The sequence below is a fragment of the Paraburkholderia gardini genome, assembly GCF_907164545.1.
Classification (GTDB): domain Bacteria; phylum Pseudomonadota; class Gammaproteobacteria; order Burkholderiales; family Burkholderiaceae; genus Paraburkholderia; species Paraburkholderia gardini.
The window spans coordinates 1-18,254 of sequence record NZ_CAJQZB010000024.1; the positions used below are offsets into that span (position 1 = coordinate 1).

An 18,254-nucleotide genomic window follows, 5' to 3' on the forward strand; every position below is an offset into this window, starting at 1 on the left:
TGTCAGCCGCAATGCGGGCGTGCTCAGTGGCCTTTGACCACTTCGCCGGCGCGCAGCTTGTAGCGCGTGCCGCAATACGGGCAGCGTGCTTCGCCGTGCGTGACGTCGATGAAGACGCGCGGATGCGTGCTCCAGCGCGGCATCGACGGATTCGGGCAATACGCCGGCAGGTCTTTGGCCGACAGTTCGACCAGCGGCATTTCCTTGATTTCACTCATGAGGACGTTCTCTTTGTATTCGGATGAAAACGCGGCGCGCGATGCGCAGCCCGCGCAGGCAGTGAACGAAGGCTTAAACCCTGGTCAGCCAGTTCGCGTACTTCGTGCTCTTGCCGTTCACGATGTCGAAGAAGCCGGATTGCAGCTTTTCCGTGATCGGACCGCGCGCGCCCGCACCGATCGTGCGGTTATCGAGTTCGCGGATCGGCGTGACTTCGGCGGCCGTGCCGGTGAAGAACGCTTCGTCGCAGGTGTAGACCTCGTCGCGCGTGATGCGCTTTTCGATCACCTCGATGCCGGCGTCTTTCGCCAGCGTGATGACGGTGTCGCGCGTGATGCCGTCGAGGCACGACGACAGATCCGGCGTGTACAGCTTGCCGTTGTTCACGAGGAAGAAGTTTTCGCCCGAACCTTCCGACACGTAGCCGTCCACGTCGAGCAGCAGCGCTTCGTCGTAGCCGTCGGCGGTGGCTTCCTGGTTCGCGAGGATCGAGTTCACGTACCAGCCCGACGCCTTCGCGCGCACCATCGACACGTTCACATGATGGCGCGTGAACGACGACGTCTTCACGCGGATGCCCTTTTTCAGGCCGTCTTCACCGAGGTAAGCGCCCCACGGCCACGCGGCGATCGCGACGTGGATCGTGTTGCCCTTCGCCGACACGCCGAGCTTTTCCGAGCCGACCCAGATGATCGGGCGCAGATAGCACGATTCCAGCTTGTTCTCGCGGACGACTTCGCGCTGCGCGGCGGCGAGCGTTTCGTGGTCGAACGGGACGTCCATCTGGAAGATCTTCGCGGAATTCAGAAGACGCTTCGTGTGTTCCTGCAGGCGGAAGATCGCGGTGCCGCTGTCCGTCTTGTAGGCGCGCACGCCTTCAAAGACGCCCATGCCGTAGTGCAGCGTGTGCGTGAGGACGTGGATTTTGGCATCGCGCCAGTCGATGAGCTTGCCATCCATCCAGATCTTGCCGTCGCGGTCGGCCATTGACATACGATTCTCCAGGCGGTGCGTAATGAGGTATTCGGGGTGCCACAGCGACGACCCGGCCGGAACGCGCGGCGCAGGCTTACGGCAGGCGTAAGCCGGAATGCGTGGCGCGGAAAGCCAAAACACAGATCCGTCAAGCGGCGAAGTCCGTTATTTTAGCGTCTTTTGCACACGGAACGGGCATTCAGCCACCTTACGGACGCTATAATTCTGCGCACACATAAATCAGTTCCGGATGCGCCGGCGGAAGTTTTCCGACAGGCTGTGTCTTTTCTGCTGCGGCGGCGCATCGCGCGCCGGCCTGCCTCGTCCAATGTCTGCTCGCCTCTCTGAAGTTGATCGCCAGGCCTTTCGCCTGGGCCTGCGCGACTATTCGCCCACGCTCATGGCGATATTTTCATGGGGGCTCGTGACCGGCATCGCGATGAGCAAGTCCGTGCTGACGCTGCCCCAGGCGCTCGGCATGTCGGTGGCGGTGTATGCGGGTTCGTCGCAACTGGCGGTGCTGCCGCTCTTCGCCGCGAAGCTGCCGGTCTGGACGATCCTGCTCACCGCCGCGATGGTCAACACCCGCTTCGTGATCTTCAGCGCGGGTCTCGCGCCGCATTTCTCGTATCTGCCGCTGTGGCGGCGCATGCTGATCGGCTATTTCAACGGCGACATCATCTATCTGCTGTTCCAGAAGAAGAGCTTTCCGACCGGCTTCCAGCCTGGCAAGGAGGCGTATTTCTGGGGCATGGCGATTGCCAGCTGGGCGTCGTGGCAGGTCTCGTCGGCGATCGGCATCCTGCTCGCGAGCCTCTTCCCGGACAACTGGGGGCTCGGGCTCGCCGGCACGCTCGTGCTGCTGCCGATCATGGTGTCGGCGATCGTCACGCGTTCGACGGCGGTCGCGGTCGGCATCGCGGGTGTCGTTTCGCTGCTGGCGGTCGACCTGCCGTACCGGCTCGCGCTGCCGCTCGCGGTCATCACCGCGATCATCGCGGGCAGCATCACCGATTCGATCGTCGAGCGCGCCGACCTGCGCCGCATCCGCCAGCGCGCGGGAGATTCCCGATGACCACCACACAGATCTGGCTCGCCATTCTCGGCATGACGTTCGTCACCGCGGTGACGCGCGCGATGTTCCTGATCGGCGGCGAGCGAACGGTCCTGCCGGAGCGCGTGCAGCGCATGTTGCGCTACGCGCCGGCCGCCGCGCTGGCGGCGGTCGTGCTGCCCGACGTGGTGGAAACCAGCAACGGGCTGTCCTTCGGGCTGTCGAATCACGAGTTCTACGCCACGCTCGCCGGGCTCGGCTGGTATCTGTGGCGGCGCAGCATGATCGGCACGATTGTCGCCGGCATGGCAGTGTTCACCGTCCTGCGACTTGTTGCCTAGTGTCCGGACGTGGGAAATGCTGCGATGCCGCATCGCGTGACGTCCGCCCAAATGCTGGAGATTCGCAGCCACACGTCCAGGAACGTCACCGGTATCGGTTAAAATAGCCGTCTTCCGGATCACTGCGCGAAGCCGCGGCCGATGCCGCCGGCCCTGTCCTCATCATGTCGGGCAGGTTGCATTGTCCACCGCCTTCCAATCAACCCGCATCCCGACACCATGACCCAAGTGAAGCGTCTCACCGATCTGATCGCCGAAGGCAAGCTTGCCGGCCAACGCGTTTTCATCCGCGCCGATCTGAACGTGCCGCAGGACGATCACGGCAACATCACCGAAGACACCCGCATCCGCGCGTCGGTGCCCGCTATCCGCGACGCACTGGATGCCGGCGCGGCCGTCATGGTCACCTCGCACCTTGGCCGCCCGACGGAAGGCGAACTGAAGCCGGAAGACTCGCTCGCGCCGGTCGCGACGCGCCTCGGCGAACTGCTCGGCCGCGATGTGCCGCTCGTCGCGAACTGGGTGGAAAACGGCGTGAACGTCGCGCCGGGCCAGGTCGTGCTGCTCGAGAACTGCCGCGTCAACAAGGGCGAAAAGAAGAATTCCGACGAGCTCGCGCAGAAGATGGCGAAGCTCTGCGACATCTACGTCAACGACGCGTTCGGCACCGCGCATCGCGCCGAAGCCACCACGTACGGCATCGCGAAATACGCGCCGGTTGCGTGCGCGGGTCCGCTGCTCGCGGCTGAACTCGACGCGCTCGGCAAGGCGCTCGGCGCGCCGAAGCGTCCGCTGGTGGCGATCGTCGCCGGCTCCAAGGTGTCGACCAAACTCACCATTCTCGATTCGCTCGCCGGCAAGGTCGACCAGCTGATCGTCGGCGGCGGCATCGCGAACACGTTCATGCTGGCGGCGGGGCTGAAGATCGGCAAGTCGCTCGCCGAAGCGGATCTCGTCAACAATGCGAAGGCGATCATCGATGCCGCGAAGGCACGTGGCGCTTCGGTGCCGATCCCGACGGACGTCGTCACCGCGAAGGAATTCTCGCCGACGGCGAAGGCCGAAGTGAAGGCCGTGGCCGACGTAGAGGACGACGACCTGATCCTCGACATCGGCCCGGACACCGCGAAGGCGCTGGCCGCTCAACTGGAAAAGGCCGGCACGATCGTCTGGAACGGCCCGGTCGGCGTGTTCGAATTCGACCAGTTCGGCAACGGCACGAAGACGCTCGCTGATGCGATCGCGAAGTCGCCGGCGTTCTCGATTGCCGGCGGCGGCGACACGCTCGCGGCGATCGCCAAATACGGCATCCACGACAAGGTCAGCTATATCTCGACAGGCGGAGGCGCCTTCCTCGAGTTCCTCGAAGGCAAGACACTGCCCGCCGTCGAAATCCTGGAATCGCGGGCTTAACGTGGCAACGCGCTCCCCGACGAAATCAGCAAAAGGCCGGCCCACGCCGCGCACGACAGCCGCAGGGGAGCGCAGCGCGCGCTCCAGCAGCAAGCCGCTGGCATCGGCTCCGGCGCCAGCAGGCGCGCCGCACCAGCCAGCGGTGCAGGACCCCGCAGATGTTCTTGCGGTAACGGCGCAGCACAAACGCGCGCCAGCACAAACTGCGGCACCCGACACTGCCGCGCAGGCCGAATCCGGCACGCAGGCACCGCAGGCACAAGACACCGCGACATCGGCCACGCCCGATGCGCAACGCTCAAACAAAGCGACGCCAGCTCCAGCCGGCGCGCAACCCCCGGCAGCCGCTCGCGCGGCAACGCCAACGAATCCGACTCGCAGCGCTCAATCCAGCGAACCCATCCAGACGAGGAGACTCATGCATCGCGCCACCAAGATTGTCGCCACCATCGGCCCGGCTTCCAGTACGCAGGAAATCCTGCTGCAAATGATTCAGGCCGGATGCGATGTGGTGCGGCTCAACTTCTCGCACGGCACCGCCGACGACCATCGCCAACGCGCTGAGTTCGTCCGTGAGGTCGCGCGCAAGGCTGGCCGCGAAGTCGCCATCATGGCTGACCTGCAAGGCCCGAAGATCCGCGTGGGCAAGTTTGAGAACGGCAAGACCACGCTGATCGCCGGCAATTCATTCATCCTCGATTCCGCGTGCGAACTCGGCAACGACGACCGCGTCGGCCTCGACTACAAGGATCTGCCGCGCGACCTGAAACCGGGCGACGTGCTGCTGCTCAACGACGGCCTGATCGTCCTGAACGTCACGCGCGTGCTCGGCACCGAGATTCACACCACGGTGAAGATCGGCGGCGACCTGTCCAACAACAAGGGCATCAACCGCCAGGGCGGCGGCCTCACGGCGCCGGCGCTGACCGAAAAGGACATGGAAGACATCAAGACGGCCATGTCGCTCGGCGCGGATTTTGTCGCGGTATCGTTCCCGAAGAACGCCACCGACATGGAAATGGCCCGCCAGCTCGCCAATATCGCGGGCGCGCCTTACGGCATCAAGCCGAAGATGATCGCGAAGATCGAGCGTGCCGAAGCCATTCCGGCGCTGCAGGGCATCCTCGACGCGTCGGACGGCATCATGGTCGCGCGCGGCGATCTGGCCGTGGAAGTGGGCAATGCCGCAGTCCCGGCGCTGCAAAAGCGCATGATCCGTATGGCGCGCGAGTCGAACAAGTTCGTCATCACCGCCACGCAGATGATGGAATCGATGATCCACGCACCGGTGCCGACGCGCGCCGAGGTGTCGGACGTCGCGAACGCGGTGCTGGACGGCACGGATGCCGTGATGCTGTCGGCGGAATCGGCGGCGGGCAAGTATCCGGTGCAGACCATCGAAACGATGGCCGCGATCTGCGTGGAAGCCGAGAAGTCGGAAAACTCGGAACTGGACAAGGATTTCCTCGACCGGACGTTCACGCGTATCGACCAGTCGATCGCGATGGGTGCGCTCTTCACGGCGTTCCACCTCGGCGCGAAGGCGATCGTCGCGCTGACCGAATCGGGGTCGACCGCGCTGTGGATGTCGCGTCACTGGACGCACGTGCCGATCTTCGCGCTCACGCCGCGCACCGGCAGCGAGCGCGCGATGGCGCTGTACCGCAACGTGACGTCGCTGCATCTCGACACCAACACCGACCGCGACACGGCGCTCGCGCAGGCGCTCGAAGTGGTGGTCAGCAAGGGCTACGCATCGCATGGCGACATGGTGGTGCTGACGGTCGGCGAGCCGATGGGACAGGCCGGCGGAACGAACACACTGAAAATCGTGCGGGTGGGTGAACCGTACTGATCAGACTGGATGTATGCCCATCGGCGCGGCGGACAGGCCGCGTTCCCGGGAGAGGCGGCGCGCCCCTGAGCCCACGCTCAGGGAAGGCACGCACGGGAATGCGGCTTGCTTCGCGATAAAATCTCAAAAATTAGATGCCGACGGCACAGGTTTCGTTTCAATTAAGGAGTTTCACCATGCCTCTCGTATCAATGCGTCAGTTGCTGGACCATGCCGCCGAAAACGGTTATGGCCTCCCGGCATTCAACGTGAACAACCTGGAACAGGTGCAGGCGATCATGGCGGCGGCGGACAAGGTCGGCGCGCCGGTCATCATGCAGGCGTCGGCGGGCGCCCGGAAGTATGCCGGTGAGCCATTCCTGCGCCATCTGATCGAAGCGGCCGTCGAGTCATATCCGCATATTCCGGTTGTGATGCACCAGGATCACGGGCAGTCGCCGGCCGTGTGCATGGCGGCCATGCGCAGTGGTTTTACGAGTGTGATGATGGACGGTTCGCTCGAGGCGGACGGCAAATCGGTGGCGTCGTATGAATACAATGTCGATGTGTCGCGCAAGGTCGTGGAGATGGCGCACTCGATCGGCGTGACGGTCGAAGCCGAACTGGGCGTGCTCGGCTCGCTCGAAACGATGAAGGGCGACAAGGAAGACGGCCACGGCGCGGAAGGCACGATGACCCGCGAACAGCTGCTGACCGACGTCGAGCAGGCCGCCGATTTCGTGAAGCTCACGCAGTGCGACGCACTGGCGATCGCGATCGGTACCTCCCACGGCGCGTACAAGTTCACGAAGAAGCCGACGGGCGATATCCTGTCGATTCAGCGCATCAAGGAAATTCACCAGCGCATTCCGAATACGCACCTGGTGATGCACGGTTCGTCGTCGGTGCCGCAGGAACTGCTCGCGGAAATCCGCGAATTCGGCGGCGACATGAAGGAAACCTACGGCGTGCCGGTCGAAGAAATTCAGGAAGGCATCCGTAACGGCGTGCGCAAGATCAATATCGATACGGACCTGCGTCTCGCGATCACCGGCGCGATCCGCCGTGCGATGGCCGAAAACCCGTCGAAGTTCGACCCGCGCGACTACCTGAAGCCGGCGCGTGAAGCCGCCACGAAGGTGTGCGTGGATCGCTACGTGGCGTTCGGCTGCGAAGGCCAGGCCGCTAAAATCAAGCCGCTGTCGCTCGACAGGATGGCGGAGAAGTACAGGTCGGGCGACCTCCGGCAGGTGGTCCGCTAGGCTGTCCGTTCAGCACTGACCTGGTCATCCGGCCAGGTTGTTGTCAGATCGCCGTTCCCGCATGATCCGGGGAACGGCGTTTCCCTTTTGTTCCGGTCTCATTTTTGCCCTATTTCTAGCGAACTACGACGATGTCTACCCTTTACGAATCCACGCTCCGCTCGCTGCCGCTGCTCGGCCGCGGCAAGGTCCGCGACAACTACGCGGTGGGCAACGACCAGTTGCTGATCGTTACGACCGACCGTCTGTCGGCGTTCGACGTCATCATGGGCGAGCCGATTCCCAACAAGGGGCGCGTGCTGAACCAGATGGCCAACTTCTGGTTCGACAAGCTGAAGCACATCGTCCCGAATCACCTGACCGGCGTCGAGCCGGAAACGGTCGTCGCAGCGGACGAAGTCGAGCAGGTCAAGGGCCGCGCGGTTGTCGTCAGGCGTCTCGAGCCGATCCTGGTCGAAGCGGTGGTGCGCGGCTATCTGGCCGGCAGCGGCTGGAAAGACTACCAGGCAACGGGCGCCGTGTGCGGCGTCGAACTGCCGCCGGGCCTGCAAAACGCGCAGAAGCTGCCCGAGCCGATCTTCACGCCGGCAGCCAAGGCCGAAATGGGCCACCATGACGAGAACATCACGTACAACGAGATGGAACGCCGCATCGGCACCGAACTGTCGGCCACGATCCGCGACATCTCGATCCGGTTGTACAAGGAAGCCGCTGAATTCGCGGCCACGCGCGGCATCATCATCGCCGACACGAAGTTCGAATTCGGTCTCGACAACCACGGCAAGCTGTATCTGATGGATGAGGCGCTGACGGCCGATTCGTCGCGCTTCTGGCCGGCCGACCAGTATCAGGTCGGCACGAATCCGCCGTCGTTCGACAAGCAGTTCGTGCGCGACTGGCTCGAAACGCAGTCGTGGAAGAAAGAGCCGCCGGCGCCGAAGCTGCCCGACGACGTTGTCGCGAAGACGGGCGAAAAGTATCAGGAAGCGCTCGAACGCCTGACCGGGCAGAAGCTCGCCTGACGCCTCAGTCCCGATAAGGAAGTTCGTACGATGAGCGAAGCACAGACCGCCCACACGCACGCCGCGCCGCTCGTTGGCGTGCTGATGGGCTCCAGTTCCGATTGGGACATCATGAAACACGCTGTCGCGCTCCTTCAGGAGTTCGGCGTGCCCTACGAAGCGAAGGTCGTTTCGGCGCACCGTATGCCCGACGAGATGTTCGACTACGCGGAGCGTGCGCGCGAGCGCGGCCTGCGCGCGATCATCGCGGGTGCGGGCGGCGCCGCGCACCTGCCCGGCATGCTGGCCGCCAAGACCACGGTGCCGGTGCTGGGCGTGCCGGTCGCGAGCAAGTATCTGAAGGGCGTCGATTCGCTGCACTCGATCGTCCAGATGCCGAAGGGCGTGCCGGTCGCGACGTTTGCGATCGGCGAAGCCGGCGCGGCGAACGCGGCGCTTTTTGCTGTTTCGATCCTGAGCGTGAGCTCGCCTGAGTATGCGGACAAGCTTGCTGCATTCCGCGTGCGTCAGAACGAAGCTGCACATGCAATGGTATTGCCCGCGCTGTAAGCGCGAACCGATGTTTCCTGCCTGACCCCGGCCGTTGCGCATCAGATCCCTGGCTGCCTGCGCTGCGGCCGCTGCCGACCACTGAGATGAATTCAGATAACACACCGGTTTCACCGATTCTGCCTGGCGCCTGGCTGGGCATGGTCGGCGGCGGCCAGCTTGGCCGCATGTTCTGCTTTGCCGCACAGGCGATGGGGTATCGCGTCGCCGTGCTCGATCCGGACGAGAGCAGTCCGGCGGGCGCCGTCGCGGACCGGCATCTGCGCGCGGCGTACGACGACGAAGCGTCGCTGACCGAACTCGCCCGCCTCTGTGCGGCCGTTTCGACCGAGTTCGAGAACGTGCCCGCCGCGAGCCTCGATTTCCTCGCGCGTTATACGTTCGTCAGCCCGGCTGGCCGGTGTGTCGCGGTCGCCCAGGACCGCATTGCAGAGAAGCGTTTTATCGCCGCCGCGGGCGTGGCGGTCGCGCCGCATGTGGCGATCGAGTCGTCGGCCGCGCTCGAAGCGATCGAAGACGCGAAGCTCGAAGCCGTGCTGCCTGGTATTCTCAAGACAGCGCGGCTCGGTTACGACGGCAAGGGCCAGATTCGCGTGCGCAACGCCGGGGAAGTGCGCGAGGCGCATGCGTCGCTCGGTGGCGTGGCGTGTGTGCTGGAAAAACGGCTGCCGCTGAAGTTCGAGGTCTCGGCGCTGATCGCCCGCGGCGCGAACGGGACATCGGCGGTCTATCCGCTCGCGCAGAATACGCATCGCGACGGCGTGCTGTCGCACACGATCGTGCCGGCGCCGGACGCGAGCCCTTCGCTTGTCGAGCAGGCCCAGCAGGCCGCGTTGCAGATCGCCGCGAAGCTGGGTTACGTCGGCGTGCTGTGCGTCGAGTTTTTCATTCTGGAAGATGGCTCGCTGGTCGCGAACGAGATGGCGCCGCGTCCGCACAATTCAGGTCACTACACCGTCGACGCCTGCGCGACCAGCCAGTTCGAACAGCAGGTTCGGGCGATGACGGGCATGCCGCTCGGCGACACGCGCCAGCATTCACCGGCCGCGATGCTGAATATCCTCGGCGATGTCTGGTTCAAGGACGGTCCGAAGCGCGCCGCAGTCACGCCGCCCTGGCACGAAGTGGCGGCGATGCCGGCGGCGCGGCTGCATCTGTACGGCAAGGAAGAGGCGCGGCCGGGTCGCAAGATGGGCCACGTGAACTTCACCGCCGCGACGCTCGAAGAAGCACGCACGGCGGCGCGTGACTGTGCGCGCCTGTTGCACATCATCAAGAGCTGAGATCGCAGTCACGATGCTGGATCAACCGAAATCGCCGGATCAGGGCGTGCTGCCCGTCAGCGAGGCAGACATCGCGAACGCCGCGGCGTTGCTCGACGCGGGGGAACTCGTCGCGTTTCCGACGGAGACCGTCTATGGCCTCGGCGGCGATGCCGAAAGCGCGGATGCAGTCGCGCGTATTTACGCCGCGAAGGGACGGCCGGCGAATCACCCGGTCATCGTGCATCTCGCGCCAGGCGGCGATCCACGCTACTGGGTCGAGCACCTGCCTCCCGAAGCGCAACGGCTGATCGATGCGTTCTGGCCGGGTCCGCTCACGCTGATCCTGAAACGCGCGGCGCATATTCCGTCGGCGGTGAGTGGCGGGCAGGATTCGGTCGGGCTGCGTTGCCCGTCGCATCCGGTGGCACAGGCGCTGCTCGCCGCATTCAGCGCGCTGCGGGGTGGGCACGGTGGCGTCGCGGCGCCGTCGGCGAACCGGTTCGGTCATGTCAGTCCAACAACCGCGCAGCACGTGCGTGAGGAATTCGGTGATTCGATTCACGTGCTCGACGGCGGGTCGTCGGAAGTCGGCATCGAGTCGACGATTCTCGATCTTTCGCGTGGTTTTCCGGCGCTGCTGCGACCGGGCCGGGTAACGCCGCAGGATATCGCCGACGTGCTGGGCGAGATGCCGCGTCTTCCGGATGGTTCGGATGCCACGGCACCGCGCGCGTCGGGCACACTCAAGGCGCACTACGCGCCGCGCACGCCGCTCGCGCTGCTGCCGTTCGAAGCGCTGGAACCGATGCTCGAAGCACGTGCGACGGACGAGCGTGTGGCACTTGTCGCGCGAGTCTCGCGCGCCGGGAACTGGGCCGACGCTGACGGCGTGCATTTCGTCGCCGCGCCGGAAGATCCGCATGTTTACGCACGCGAACTGTACAGCCTGCTGCGGGCGCTGGATCGCGCGGACGTGTCGCGGATCCTGATCGAGAAGCTGCCGGATACGATCGAATGGATCGCGGTCAACGACCGGCTGGGCCGGGCCGCCGCGGCGTTCGAGGCGCAGGTCTGGACGCCCCGGTCCCACTCGTCGAACCAGTAAAAATGCCCGGCGCAACCGGGCCGGACATGATCGATCGGCAAGCGTGCCGATTGCTATTCCAGGACCATCACTTGCCGATGCCGTGCTGAGCGATTGCCTGCTCGACGGTCTGCGCGAACAGTGCATGCAGGTGCGTGGACGGATGGACTGAATCGGCAAACATGTACGTCTGATCCGCGCCGGCCACCGTGTAGGTTTGCGGCGAGCAGAACAGCGACGAACCAAACGAGCTGCCGAAGTCCGCGGCGGACTGACCCGGAGCGAGCACGCTCGGGTTTTGCTGGGCATAGGCCGTTGCCGACGCTTCCATCTTGCTCAGGGCACAACCCGTATCGGTGTTCGACACCGTGAAGCCCAGCGACTGGTAACTGGCGACCGACTGGTCGAGCCACGTGTACGCACTCACCAGAATCACCTGCGGGACATTGCCCAGATACTGTTTCAGCGCGTTGTTGTATGGCACGGTGAGCGAATCGAACAGCCCCTGGCCGGTCGGGCCGCTCTGCACACCTTCAGGCGTTGCCTTGAGATCGGGCACGTCGGACACGACCACGTGCGTCGCGCCCTTCGAAAGGATCAGTTGAACCGCGCCGACGAACTGCTGCGCGGCCAGGGTCATGCCGTCAGACGCTTGCTGCTGTGCCGCTGCCAGATCCGAGGGCTGGAGCGTGCCAGCCTGAACCGCCGCGGCCGTTTTCTGGATGACCGTGGCCCAGTAGAAAATGTCGTTCGCGCCGCCGTTGATCAGCACCAGCTGGTTCGCATTGAACGAGCCGTGTTGCGCGATGTATTGATTGACCTGGTCGGTGACCGGTACCGTGGTGGCCTGTGCGTAGGAAGGCAGTGGCGGGCTCGCATAGCCGATGCCCGGCTGCGTGCCGACGCGCGAACCACCCTGCGCATAACCCATGCCGCCCGTCGCGACCAGCGGCTGGCCGAAGCCGCCCTGGTTCGCGGCCGTTAGCGTATCGCCGTAGTACTCGGCAACCTTTTGCGTCCAGATTTCGCCCGGATTCGTCGTAAAACGGCCGCCGCCGAAATTGCCCTGAATGGCCGGCGCATACGTACCCACATCCGACAGGCTGTCGCCAAACGACACCACCTGCAGCTTCACACCGCCCGGCGGCGTGCTGCTCGCATTGTTGTCGCCGCCACCGCCACCGCAGGCGGCGAGCAATGCAAATGCCGCGCTCGCGATCGCGCACTGCGCGATCCGCGCGAATCCCCGATGTCCGATTTCGTTGTGCTTCATTTCGACTTCTTCTCCTCGAGCCCTGTCGTTGTCGTTTGATTGCATCGCGCGACGCAGGGCGGCGCGCGATGTGTGTCCTCGTGCGATTGTTTGAACCTGCGCGATGAACATTGTCCGACAGCGTACACGCTACCCGTGTAGGGGACGAACGGCTTCCGTAGAAGAATCCCTCAATGCCTGCCGCGCGAATGCGGGTTTTTCCTGGGCTTTGCACGGGGTGCGTCAGAGATATCTGACATCGGCCTGGACGGTCCCTGATAGATCCATTCCAGTAGTGCGTCGTGCGCGGCACGCGCGGCTTCGGCGTGCGGATCGTTGATGATGCTCACGACGACGTAGCTCGTGCCATCCGAAGAAGCCACATAGCCCGCGATCGCACGCACGTCGCGCAGCGTGCCGGTCTTGATGTGCGCGTTGCCGTTGACGGGCTGGCCGGTCAGGCGATTGCGCATCGTGCCGTCGACACCGGCAATCGGCAGTGAATCGACGAACACCTGGGCGACGGGGCTCGCGTTAGCCGACTGGAGGAGGTCCGCGAGCGAGATCGCCGGGATATGCTCATCCCGTGACAGACCCGAACCGTTTTCGAGCTGCAGATATTCGGTGGGCAGCGCGCTGCGATGCATGAACGTATCGATGGCGTCGACGGATTTTTCCGGCGTCGCGGGCGGCTTGTCGATCACCGCGCCGATCGTCAGGAACAGGTTGCGCGCCATCGTGTTGTTGCTGAACTTGTTGATGTCGCGAACGATGTCCGACAGCACGGGCCCGTGGTGAACGGCGACCTGTCTTGCCGTGACCGGCACGGCGCCTTCGCGTGTCGTGCCGTGGAACGTACCGCCGGTTTGCTGCCACAGCGCGAGAAAGCCGCCCGCGAAAAACGCGCTGTGGTCGAGCACGGCGACATTGACCGTGCGGTCGCCGCAGCGCACCGGGAAGTCGCCGCTAAACGTCGCGTTGACGGTGCCGTCCGGCATCGGCGTCACCGTCGGCGTAACGGCGGTCAGGTCGCCGCGGCACGGGCCGTTCGTCGCGCGCAGCTGGTTGTCGATCCGCAGTTGCGCGAGCGCGGGCAGCACGTCGATGGCAACGGTGCCGTCGGGCGAAGGCGACAACGAGAACGACAGCGACTTGAACGCGTACAGCAGCGGATCGGGGCCGACGTTGTACGGTGCGGTGGTGTCGTCGTCGAAGGGCGGCAGATCACGGGTCGACACATCGAAGAAACGCTTGTCGAGCACAAGCGCGCCGTCGATGCCGTTGATGCCCGAATTGCGGATCTTCTGCACGAGATCGATCAGTTCTTCAGGCACGAGCTTCGGGTCGCCGGTGCCCTGTATGTAGAGATCGCCGTGCAGCACGCCGTTGCCGTCAACGGTGCCATCCGCGAAAGCGCTCGTGCGCCAGCGATAGTCCGGGCCGAGAATCGAGAGGCCCGCGTAGGTCGTGACGAGCTTCATCGTCGAGGCGGGCATCATTGGTTTGCCCGCGTTGAGCGCGAGGATCGGCGTGCGGTCGCCGATCTTTTCGACGACCACGCTCACCGACGAAAGCGGCACGTGCGCGCGTGCGAGTCCGGCCATGACCGACGGCGGCAGCACCGTCGTGACGTTGACCGCGGGGTGCTTCGCCTTCGTGCGCGCGAAGGCGGGCGTGGGCGCCGCGACGCACGCGAGCGTCAGCCCGAGCACGGCGGCGCATGCGAAGCTCATGCGCGGCGAGCGGATGGTGCTTGCCACGCCCACGGCAGACGTCGGGCTTGCGCGCGACACGTGACGGAGGCCGGAACGCGAGACGGTCTCCGCTGCGCCCGGGCGGCATGACGTAGCGGTATCACGGGATGGAGCACGGCGCGGCGAAAGGCTGCGCGCAAATTCGAGGAGAAAAGCGGTCGTCATGCGAGAGAGTTGGGGTGAAGGCTTTTGTAAGGCTGTGTGTCGCGACATGCGGGCGGCCGGTCGAACAGCGAGCCGCGCGGCGTCGCGTAAAAGCGCTCATTGTAGAGACAAGCCGGGGTGCTGCGCGAAACGCCGGCATTACGCTGCCATCGCGACTGCTCGCGCTTCGCCCACGCGACGGAAGATAGAATGCGTGTTCACAAGGCGTGACTGAAACACAACTGAACCACGACCGAACCAGAAAACGTCAGGACGGGTGCCATGCGGATACTGCTTGTCGAAGATGACCGGATGATCGCGGAAGGCGTGCGCAAGGCGCTGCGCGGCGAAGGTTTTGCCGTCGACTGGGTGCAGGACGGCGAAGCCGCGCTCACCGCCGTCTCGGGCGAGCCCTACGATCTGGTGCTGCTCGACCTCGGCTTGCCGAAGCGCGACGGCCTCGACGTGTTGCGCACGCTGCGCTCGCGCGGCCTCGCGCTGCCGGTGCTGATCGTCACCGCGCGCGATGCCGTCGCCGATCGCGTCAAGGGCCTCGACGCGGGCGCGGACGACTACCTCGTCAAACCGTTCGATCTCGACGAACTCGGCGCGCGCATGCGCGCGTTGATCCGTCGCCAGTCGGGCCGTAGCGATTCGACGATCCGTCACGGTCTGCTCACGCTCGACCCGGCGTCGCATCAGGTCACGCTCGAAGGCGCGCCGGTTGCGCTTTCGGCACGTGAATTCGCACTGCTCGAAGCGCTGATCGCGCGTCCGGGCGCCGTGCTGTCGAAGAGCCAGCTCGAAGAAAAAATGTACGGATGGGGTGAGGAAATCGGCAGCAACACCGTCGAGGTCTATATTCATGCGCTGCGCAAGAAGCTCGGCGCGGATCTGATCCGCAACGTGCGCGGCCTCGGCTACATGCTCGCGAAGGAAGCCTGAACCGATGCGCTCGATTCGCCGTCAATTGCTCTTCTGGCTGCTCGCGATCGTGCTCACGGGCGTGTGCATCGCAGGCTGGCTCATCTATCGTCAGGCACTCGCCGAAGCGAACGAGCTCTTCGATTACCAGTTGCAGGAAATCGCCGGTGCATTGCCGTCAGAGTCGTTCTCGCAGGTGCTCGGCACACGCGATACCGGCGAGGAAGGCATCGTGCTTCAGATCTGGAATCGCAACGGCGTGCTGATGTATTACTCGACGCCGCGCGCGCCGCTTTCGCCGCGCGCCGAACTCGGGTTTTCGACGCAACGTACCGAGCGCGGCGACTGGCGTGTGTACGGCGCGATCGTCGGCGACAACGTCGTGCAGCTGGCGCAGCCGCTCTCGGTGCGAAACCGGCTCGCCGCGAACGTCGCGCTGCGAACGCTGTGGCCGCTGATCGTGCTGTTGCCGCTGCTCGGCGTTGCGGTGTGGGTCGTCGTCGGTCGCGGGCTGAAGCCGTTGCGGCGCGTGGCGGGCGCGCTCGACACGCGTCATCCCGAAGCGCTCGATCCGCTGCCTGACCAGCGTCTGCCGCTCGAAGTGCAACCGCTCGTGCGCGCGCTCAACGGACTGCTCGCGCGCCTTTCCGCCGCGCTCGATACGCAGAAAGCGTTCGTCGCCGACGCCGCGCATGAACTGCGCACGCCGCTCGCCGCCGTGCAGATCCAGACACAGCTTGTAGCCCGCGCGCGCGACGACGACACGCGTCACGAAGCGCTTGTCGATCTGCAGGCTGGCGTGACGCGCGCGACCCGTCTTGCGGAACAACTGCTCGCGCTCGCCCGCGCGGAACCCGATGGACACGCGGTGACGACTGCCTTCGATCTGCACGCGGTGCTCGACGAGTGCGTGGCGTCCCGCGTGCCGCTCGCGCAGCAGCGCAACATCGATCTCGGCATCGAGGCGACCACGCCGGCGTCGGTGACCGGCGAACCCGAAGCACTGCGCGTGATGCTCAACAACCTGCTCGACAACGCGACGAAATACACGCCAGAAGGCGGACGTGTCGACGTGAGCCTGAAGGTCGAGGAGGGACATCCCGTCGTGCGCATCGCGGATACCGGCCCGGGTATTCCTGTCGAAGAACGCGGCCGCGTGTTCGACCGTTTCTACCGCGTCGGCGCGGGTGTCGATCGTGTGCGCAGCGATATCGCGGGGAGCGGCCTTGGGCTTGCGATTGTCAGACGCATCGCGCTTCAGCATCACGCCGACGTGACGCTCGGCGAATCCGTTTCCGGCGGGCTGCTCGTGACAGTGCGGTTCTGACGGGCGCGTCTGGTCGACCGCGGTGCATGGGACCAGCGTAACGCGCATGGGGCCGGAGTAAGCGCTGAAGCGCCAACTCCGCCCGACACGCGAACTCTGGTCGACCGCGGTGCATGGGACCAGAGTAACGCGCTGAAGCGCGAACTCTGGTCGACAAAAAGGTTGTGCGGCCTTTTTCGAAATTAAGACTCCTTTAAGTGACGCCGCGTACGCTTCAAATCATTCAGAAGCGCACCTCTTTGTCAGGAGTACACGATGCAAGCGAAGACCCTCAAACGTAGCGCCGTCGCGATGGCGGTCGCAGTGGCACTGTCGGCGGGTTATGTGGCCGGTCACCGGAACGTGGCGCCGCCTGAAGTCATCGCGCCGGCGCAAGCTGCAATGATGCCCGCTGAAGCGGCCGCCAAAACCGGTATCCCGGATTTCTCCGGTCTCGTGGAAACCTACGGCCCGGCCGTCGTCAATATCAGCGCGAAGCACGTGGTTAAACACGTCGCGCAGCGCGGCGGCGGTAACGCCGGACAATTGCCGATCGACCCGTCCGATCCGTTCTACCAGTTCTACAAGCACTTTTTCGGTGGCATCCCCGGCGGCCCGGGCGCAGGCGGCGACGATCAGCCCGATGCGCCGAGCGCGAGCCTCGGTTCAGGCTTTATCGTCAGCAGCGATGGTTACATCCTCACCAACGCGCACGTCGTGGATGGCGCAAACGTCGTCACCGTCAAGCTGACCGACAAGCGCGAGTTCAAGGCGAAGGTCGTCGGCTCGGACAAGCAGTCGGACGTCGCCGTGCTGAAGATCGATGCGACCAGTCTGCCGACCGTGAAGATCGGCGATCCGCGCCAGAGCAAGGTCGGCCAGTGGGTGGTCGCGATCGGGTCGCCATACGGTTTCGACAACACGGTGACCTCGGGCATCATCAGCGCGAAATCGCGTTCGCTGCCGAACGAAAACTACACGCCGTTCATCCAGACCGACGTGCCGGTGAACCCGGGCAATTCGGGCGGCCCGCTCTTTAACCTGCAAGGCGAAGTGATCGGCATCAACTCGATGATCTATTCGCAGACGGGCGGCTTCCAGGGCCTGTCGTTCGCGATCCCGATCAACGAGGCCATCAAGGTCAAGGACGATCTCGTCAAGACCGGCCACGTAAGCCGCGGACGCCTCGGCGTCGCGGTGCAGTCGATGAACCAGACGCTCGCTGATTCGTTCGGCATGAAGACGCCGCAAGGCGCACTGGTGAGCTCGGTCGATGCGAGCGGTCCGGCGGCGAAGGCCGGTCTGCAGCCGGGCGATGTGATCCTGTCGGTCAACGGCTCGCCGGTGGAGGATTCGGCGGATCTGCCCTCGCAGGTTGCGAGCATGAAGCCGGGCACGGTTGCCGACGTGCAGGTATGGCGCAACAAGGCGACGAAGGACCTGAAGGTGACGATCGGCGCGCTGTCGGATGAGAAGGTGGCATCGGCGGATACGCCGGCGCAGGAGCAGGGGCGTCTGGGTGTTGCGGTCCGCCCGCTCACGCCGCAGGAAAAGAGCGGCGCGTCGCTGACGCATGGCCTGCTGGTGCAGCAGGCGGACGGTCCCGCCGCGAGCGCTGGCGTTCAGCCGGGCGACGTGATCCTCGCGGTCAACGGCAACCCGGTGACGACCGTCGACCAGTTGAAGCAGATGGTGAAAAAAGCCGGCAATAGCATTGCGCTGCTGATCCAGCGCGACGATGCGCAGATCTTTGTGCCAGTCGACCTCGGCTGATGTAAGAACTACCGTCGCCGGTTTTTTCTCCGGCTCGTCGGCCCGCCGGTCCATTGACTTTCGGGCCGCAGCCACATCGCGGC

At 64.8% G+C, this 18,254-nt stretch carries 16 protein-coding genes; 12 read left to right on the forward strand and 4 right to left on the reverse strand.

Going from position 1 to position 18,254, the window contains the following annotated elements:
- Window positions 1–23: 23 nt before the first annotated feature.
- Window positions 24–218: a zinc-finger domain-containing protein gene (locus LPA37_RS17160; RefSeq protein ID WP_090528136.1), complete on the reverse strand. Its 195-nt coding sequence runs from the start codon at window positions 216–218 to the stop codon at window positions 24–26.
- A 73-nt stretch (window positions 219–291) separates the two neighbouring features.
- A complete protein-coding gene (locus LPA37_RS17165) occupies window positions 292–1,212 on the reverse strand; it encodes a branched-chain amino acid transaminase (protein WP_228983743.1) in 921 nt (306 codons plus the stop codon).
- A 310-nt stretch (window positions 1,213–1,522) separates the two neighbouring features.
- On the opposite strand from LPA37_RS17165, the gene LPA37_RS17170 reads away from it, so the two are divergent.
- From LPA37_RS17170 to LPA37_RS17210, 9 genes are all read left to right on the forward strand, one after another.
- Entirely contained in the window at window positions 1,523–2,269 is a 747-nt protein-coding gene (locus tag LPA37_RS17170) for an AzlC family ABC transporter permease (RefSeq protein ID WP_228983737.1), read from the forward strand.
- Window positions 2,266–2,589, forward strand: a complete 324-nt coding sequence (locus tag LPA37_RS17175; RefSeq protein ID WP_228983734.1) for an AzlD domain-containing protein — start codon at window positions 2,266–2,268, stop codon at window positions 2,587–2,589. Before LPA37_RS17170 ends, LPA37_RS17175 begins: the two co-directional genes overlap by 4 nt.
- Before the next feature lie 219 nt (window positions 2,590–2,808).
- A complete protein-coding gene (locus LPA37_RS17180) occupies window positions 2,809–4,002 on the forward strand; it encodes a phosphoglycerate kinase (protein ID WP_228983731.1) in 1,194 nt (397 codons plus the stop codon).
- Between the two features lie 418 nt (window positions 4,003–4,420).
- The gene (gene pyk / locus LPA37_RS17185) at window positions 4,421–5,857 is read left to right on the forward strand and encodes a pyruvate kinase (protein WP_228983730.1); all 1,437 of its coding nucleotides are present in this window, start codon (window positions 4,421–4,423) and stop codon (window positions 5,855–5,857) included.
- Between the two features lie 176 nt (window positions 5,858–6,033).
- Window positions 6,034–7,098 (forward strand): class II fructose-bisphosphate aldolase, encoded by a 1,065-nt coding sequence (gene fba, locus LPA37_RS17190; RefSeq protein WP_228983727.1) that lies wholly within the window; start codon window positions 6,034–6,036, stop codon window positions 7,096–7,098.
- A gap of 131 nt (window positions 7,099–7,229) precedes the next feature.
- Window positions 7,230–8,120: a phosphoribosylaminoimidazolesuccinocarboxamide synthase gene (locus tag LPA37_RS17195; RefSeq protein WP_228983726.1), complete on the forward strand. Its 891-nt coding sequence runs from the start codon at window positions 7,230–7,232 to the stop codon at window positions 8,118–8,120.
- A gap of 30 nt (window positions 8,121–8,150) precedes the next feature.
- Window positions 8,151–8,669, forward strand: a complete 519-nt coding sequence (gene purE, locus LPA37_RS17200; RefSeq protein WP_228983725.1) for a 5-(carboxyamino)imidazole ribonucleotide mutase — start codon at window positions 8,151–8,153, stop codon at window positions 8,667–8,669.
- A gap of 86 nt (window positions 8,670–8,755) precedes the next feature.
- The gene (locus LPA37_RS17205) at window positions 8,756–9,952 is read left to right on the forward strand and encodes a 5-(carboxyamino)imidazole ribonucleotide synthase (RefSeq protein WP_228983723.1); all 1,197 of its coding nucleotides are present in this window, start codon (window positions 8,756–8,758) and stop codon (window positions 9,950–9,952) included.
- Window positions 9,953–9,965: 13 nt separating this feature from the next.
- Window positions 9,966–11,039: an L-threonylcarbamoyladenylate synthase gene (locus LPA37_RS17210; protein ID WP_228983720.1), complete on the forward strand. Its 1,074-nt coding sequence runs from the start codon at window positions 9,966–9,968 to the stop codon at window positions 11,037–11,039.
- Window positions 11,040–11,106: 67 nt separating this feature from the next.
- On the opposite strand, the gene LPA37_RS17215 is transcribed toward LPA37_RS17210, so the two are convergent.
- Both LPA37_RS17215 and dacB read right to left on the reverse strand, forming a co-directional pair.
- Window positions 11,107–12,291 (reverse strand): SGNH/GDSL hydrolase family protein, encoded by a 1,185-nt coding sequence (locus tag LPA37_RS17215; RefSeq protein ID WP_228983719.1) that lies wholly within the window; start codon window positions 12,289–12,291, stop codon window positions 11,107–11,109.
- Window positions 12,292–12,461: 170 nt separating this feature from the next.
- On the reverse strand, window positions 12,462–14,003 hold the full coding sequence (gene dacB, locus LPA37_RS17220; RefSeq protein WP_228983747.1) for a D-alanyl-D-alanine carboxypeptidase/D-alanyl-D-alanine endopeptidase: 1,542 nt from the start codon (window positions 14,001–14,003) through the stop codon (window positions 12,462–12,464).
- 447 nt (window positions 14,004–14,450) lie between these two features.
- Between dacB and LPA37_RS17225 the strand changes: the two genes are divergently transcribed.
- From LPA37_RS17225 to LPA37_RS17235, 3 genes are all read left to right on the forward strand, one after another.
- A complete protein-coding gene (locus LPA37_RS17225; protein WP_228983716.1) occupies window positions 14,451–15,113 on the forward strand; it encodes a response regulator in 663 nt (220 codons plus the stop codon).
- 4 nt (window positions 15,114–15,117) lie between these two features.
- Window positions 15,118–16,419, forward strand: a complete 1,302-nt coding sequence (locus LPA37_RS17230; RefSeq protein ID WP_228983712.1) for an ATP-binding protein — start codon at window positions 15,118–15,120, stop codon at window positions 16,417–16,419.
- A gap of 255 nt (window positions 16,420–16,674) precedes the next feature.
- Window positions 16,675–18,171: a DegQ family serine endoprotease gene (locus tag LPA37_RS17235; protein ID WP_228983711.1), complete on the forward strand. Its 1,497-nt coding sequence runs from the start codon at window positions 16,675–16,677 to the stop codon at window positions 18,169–18,171.
- Window positions 18,172–18,254: the final 83 nt, after the last annotated feature.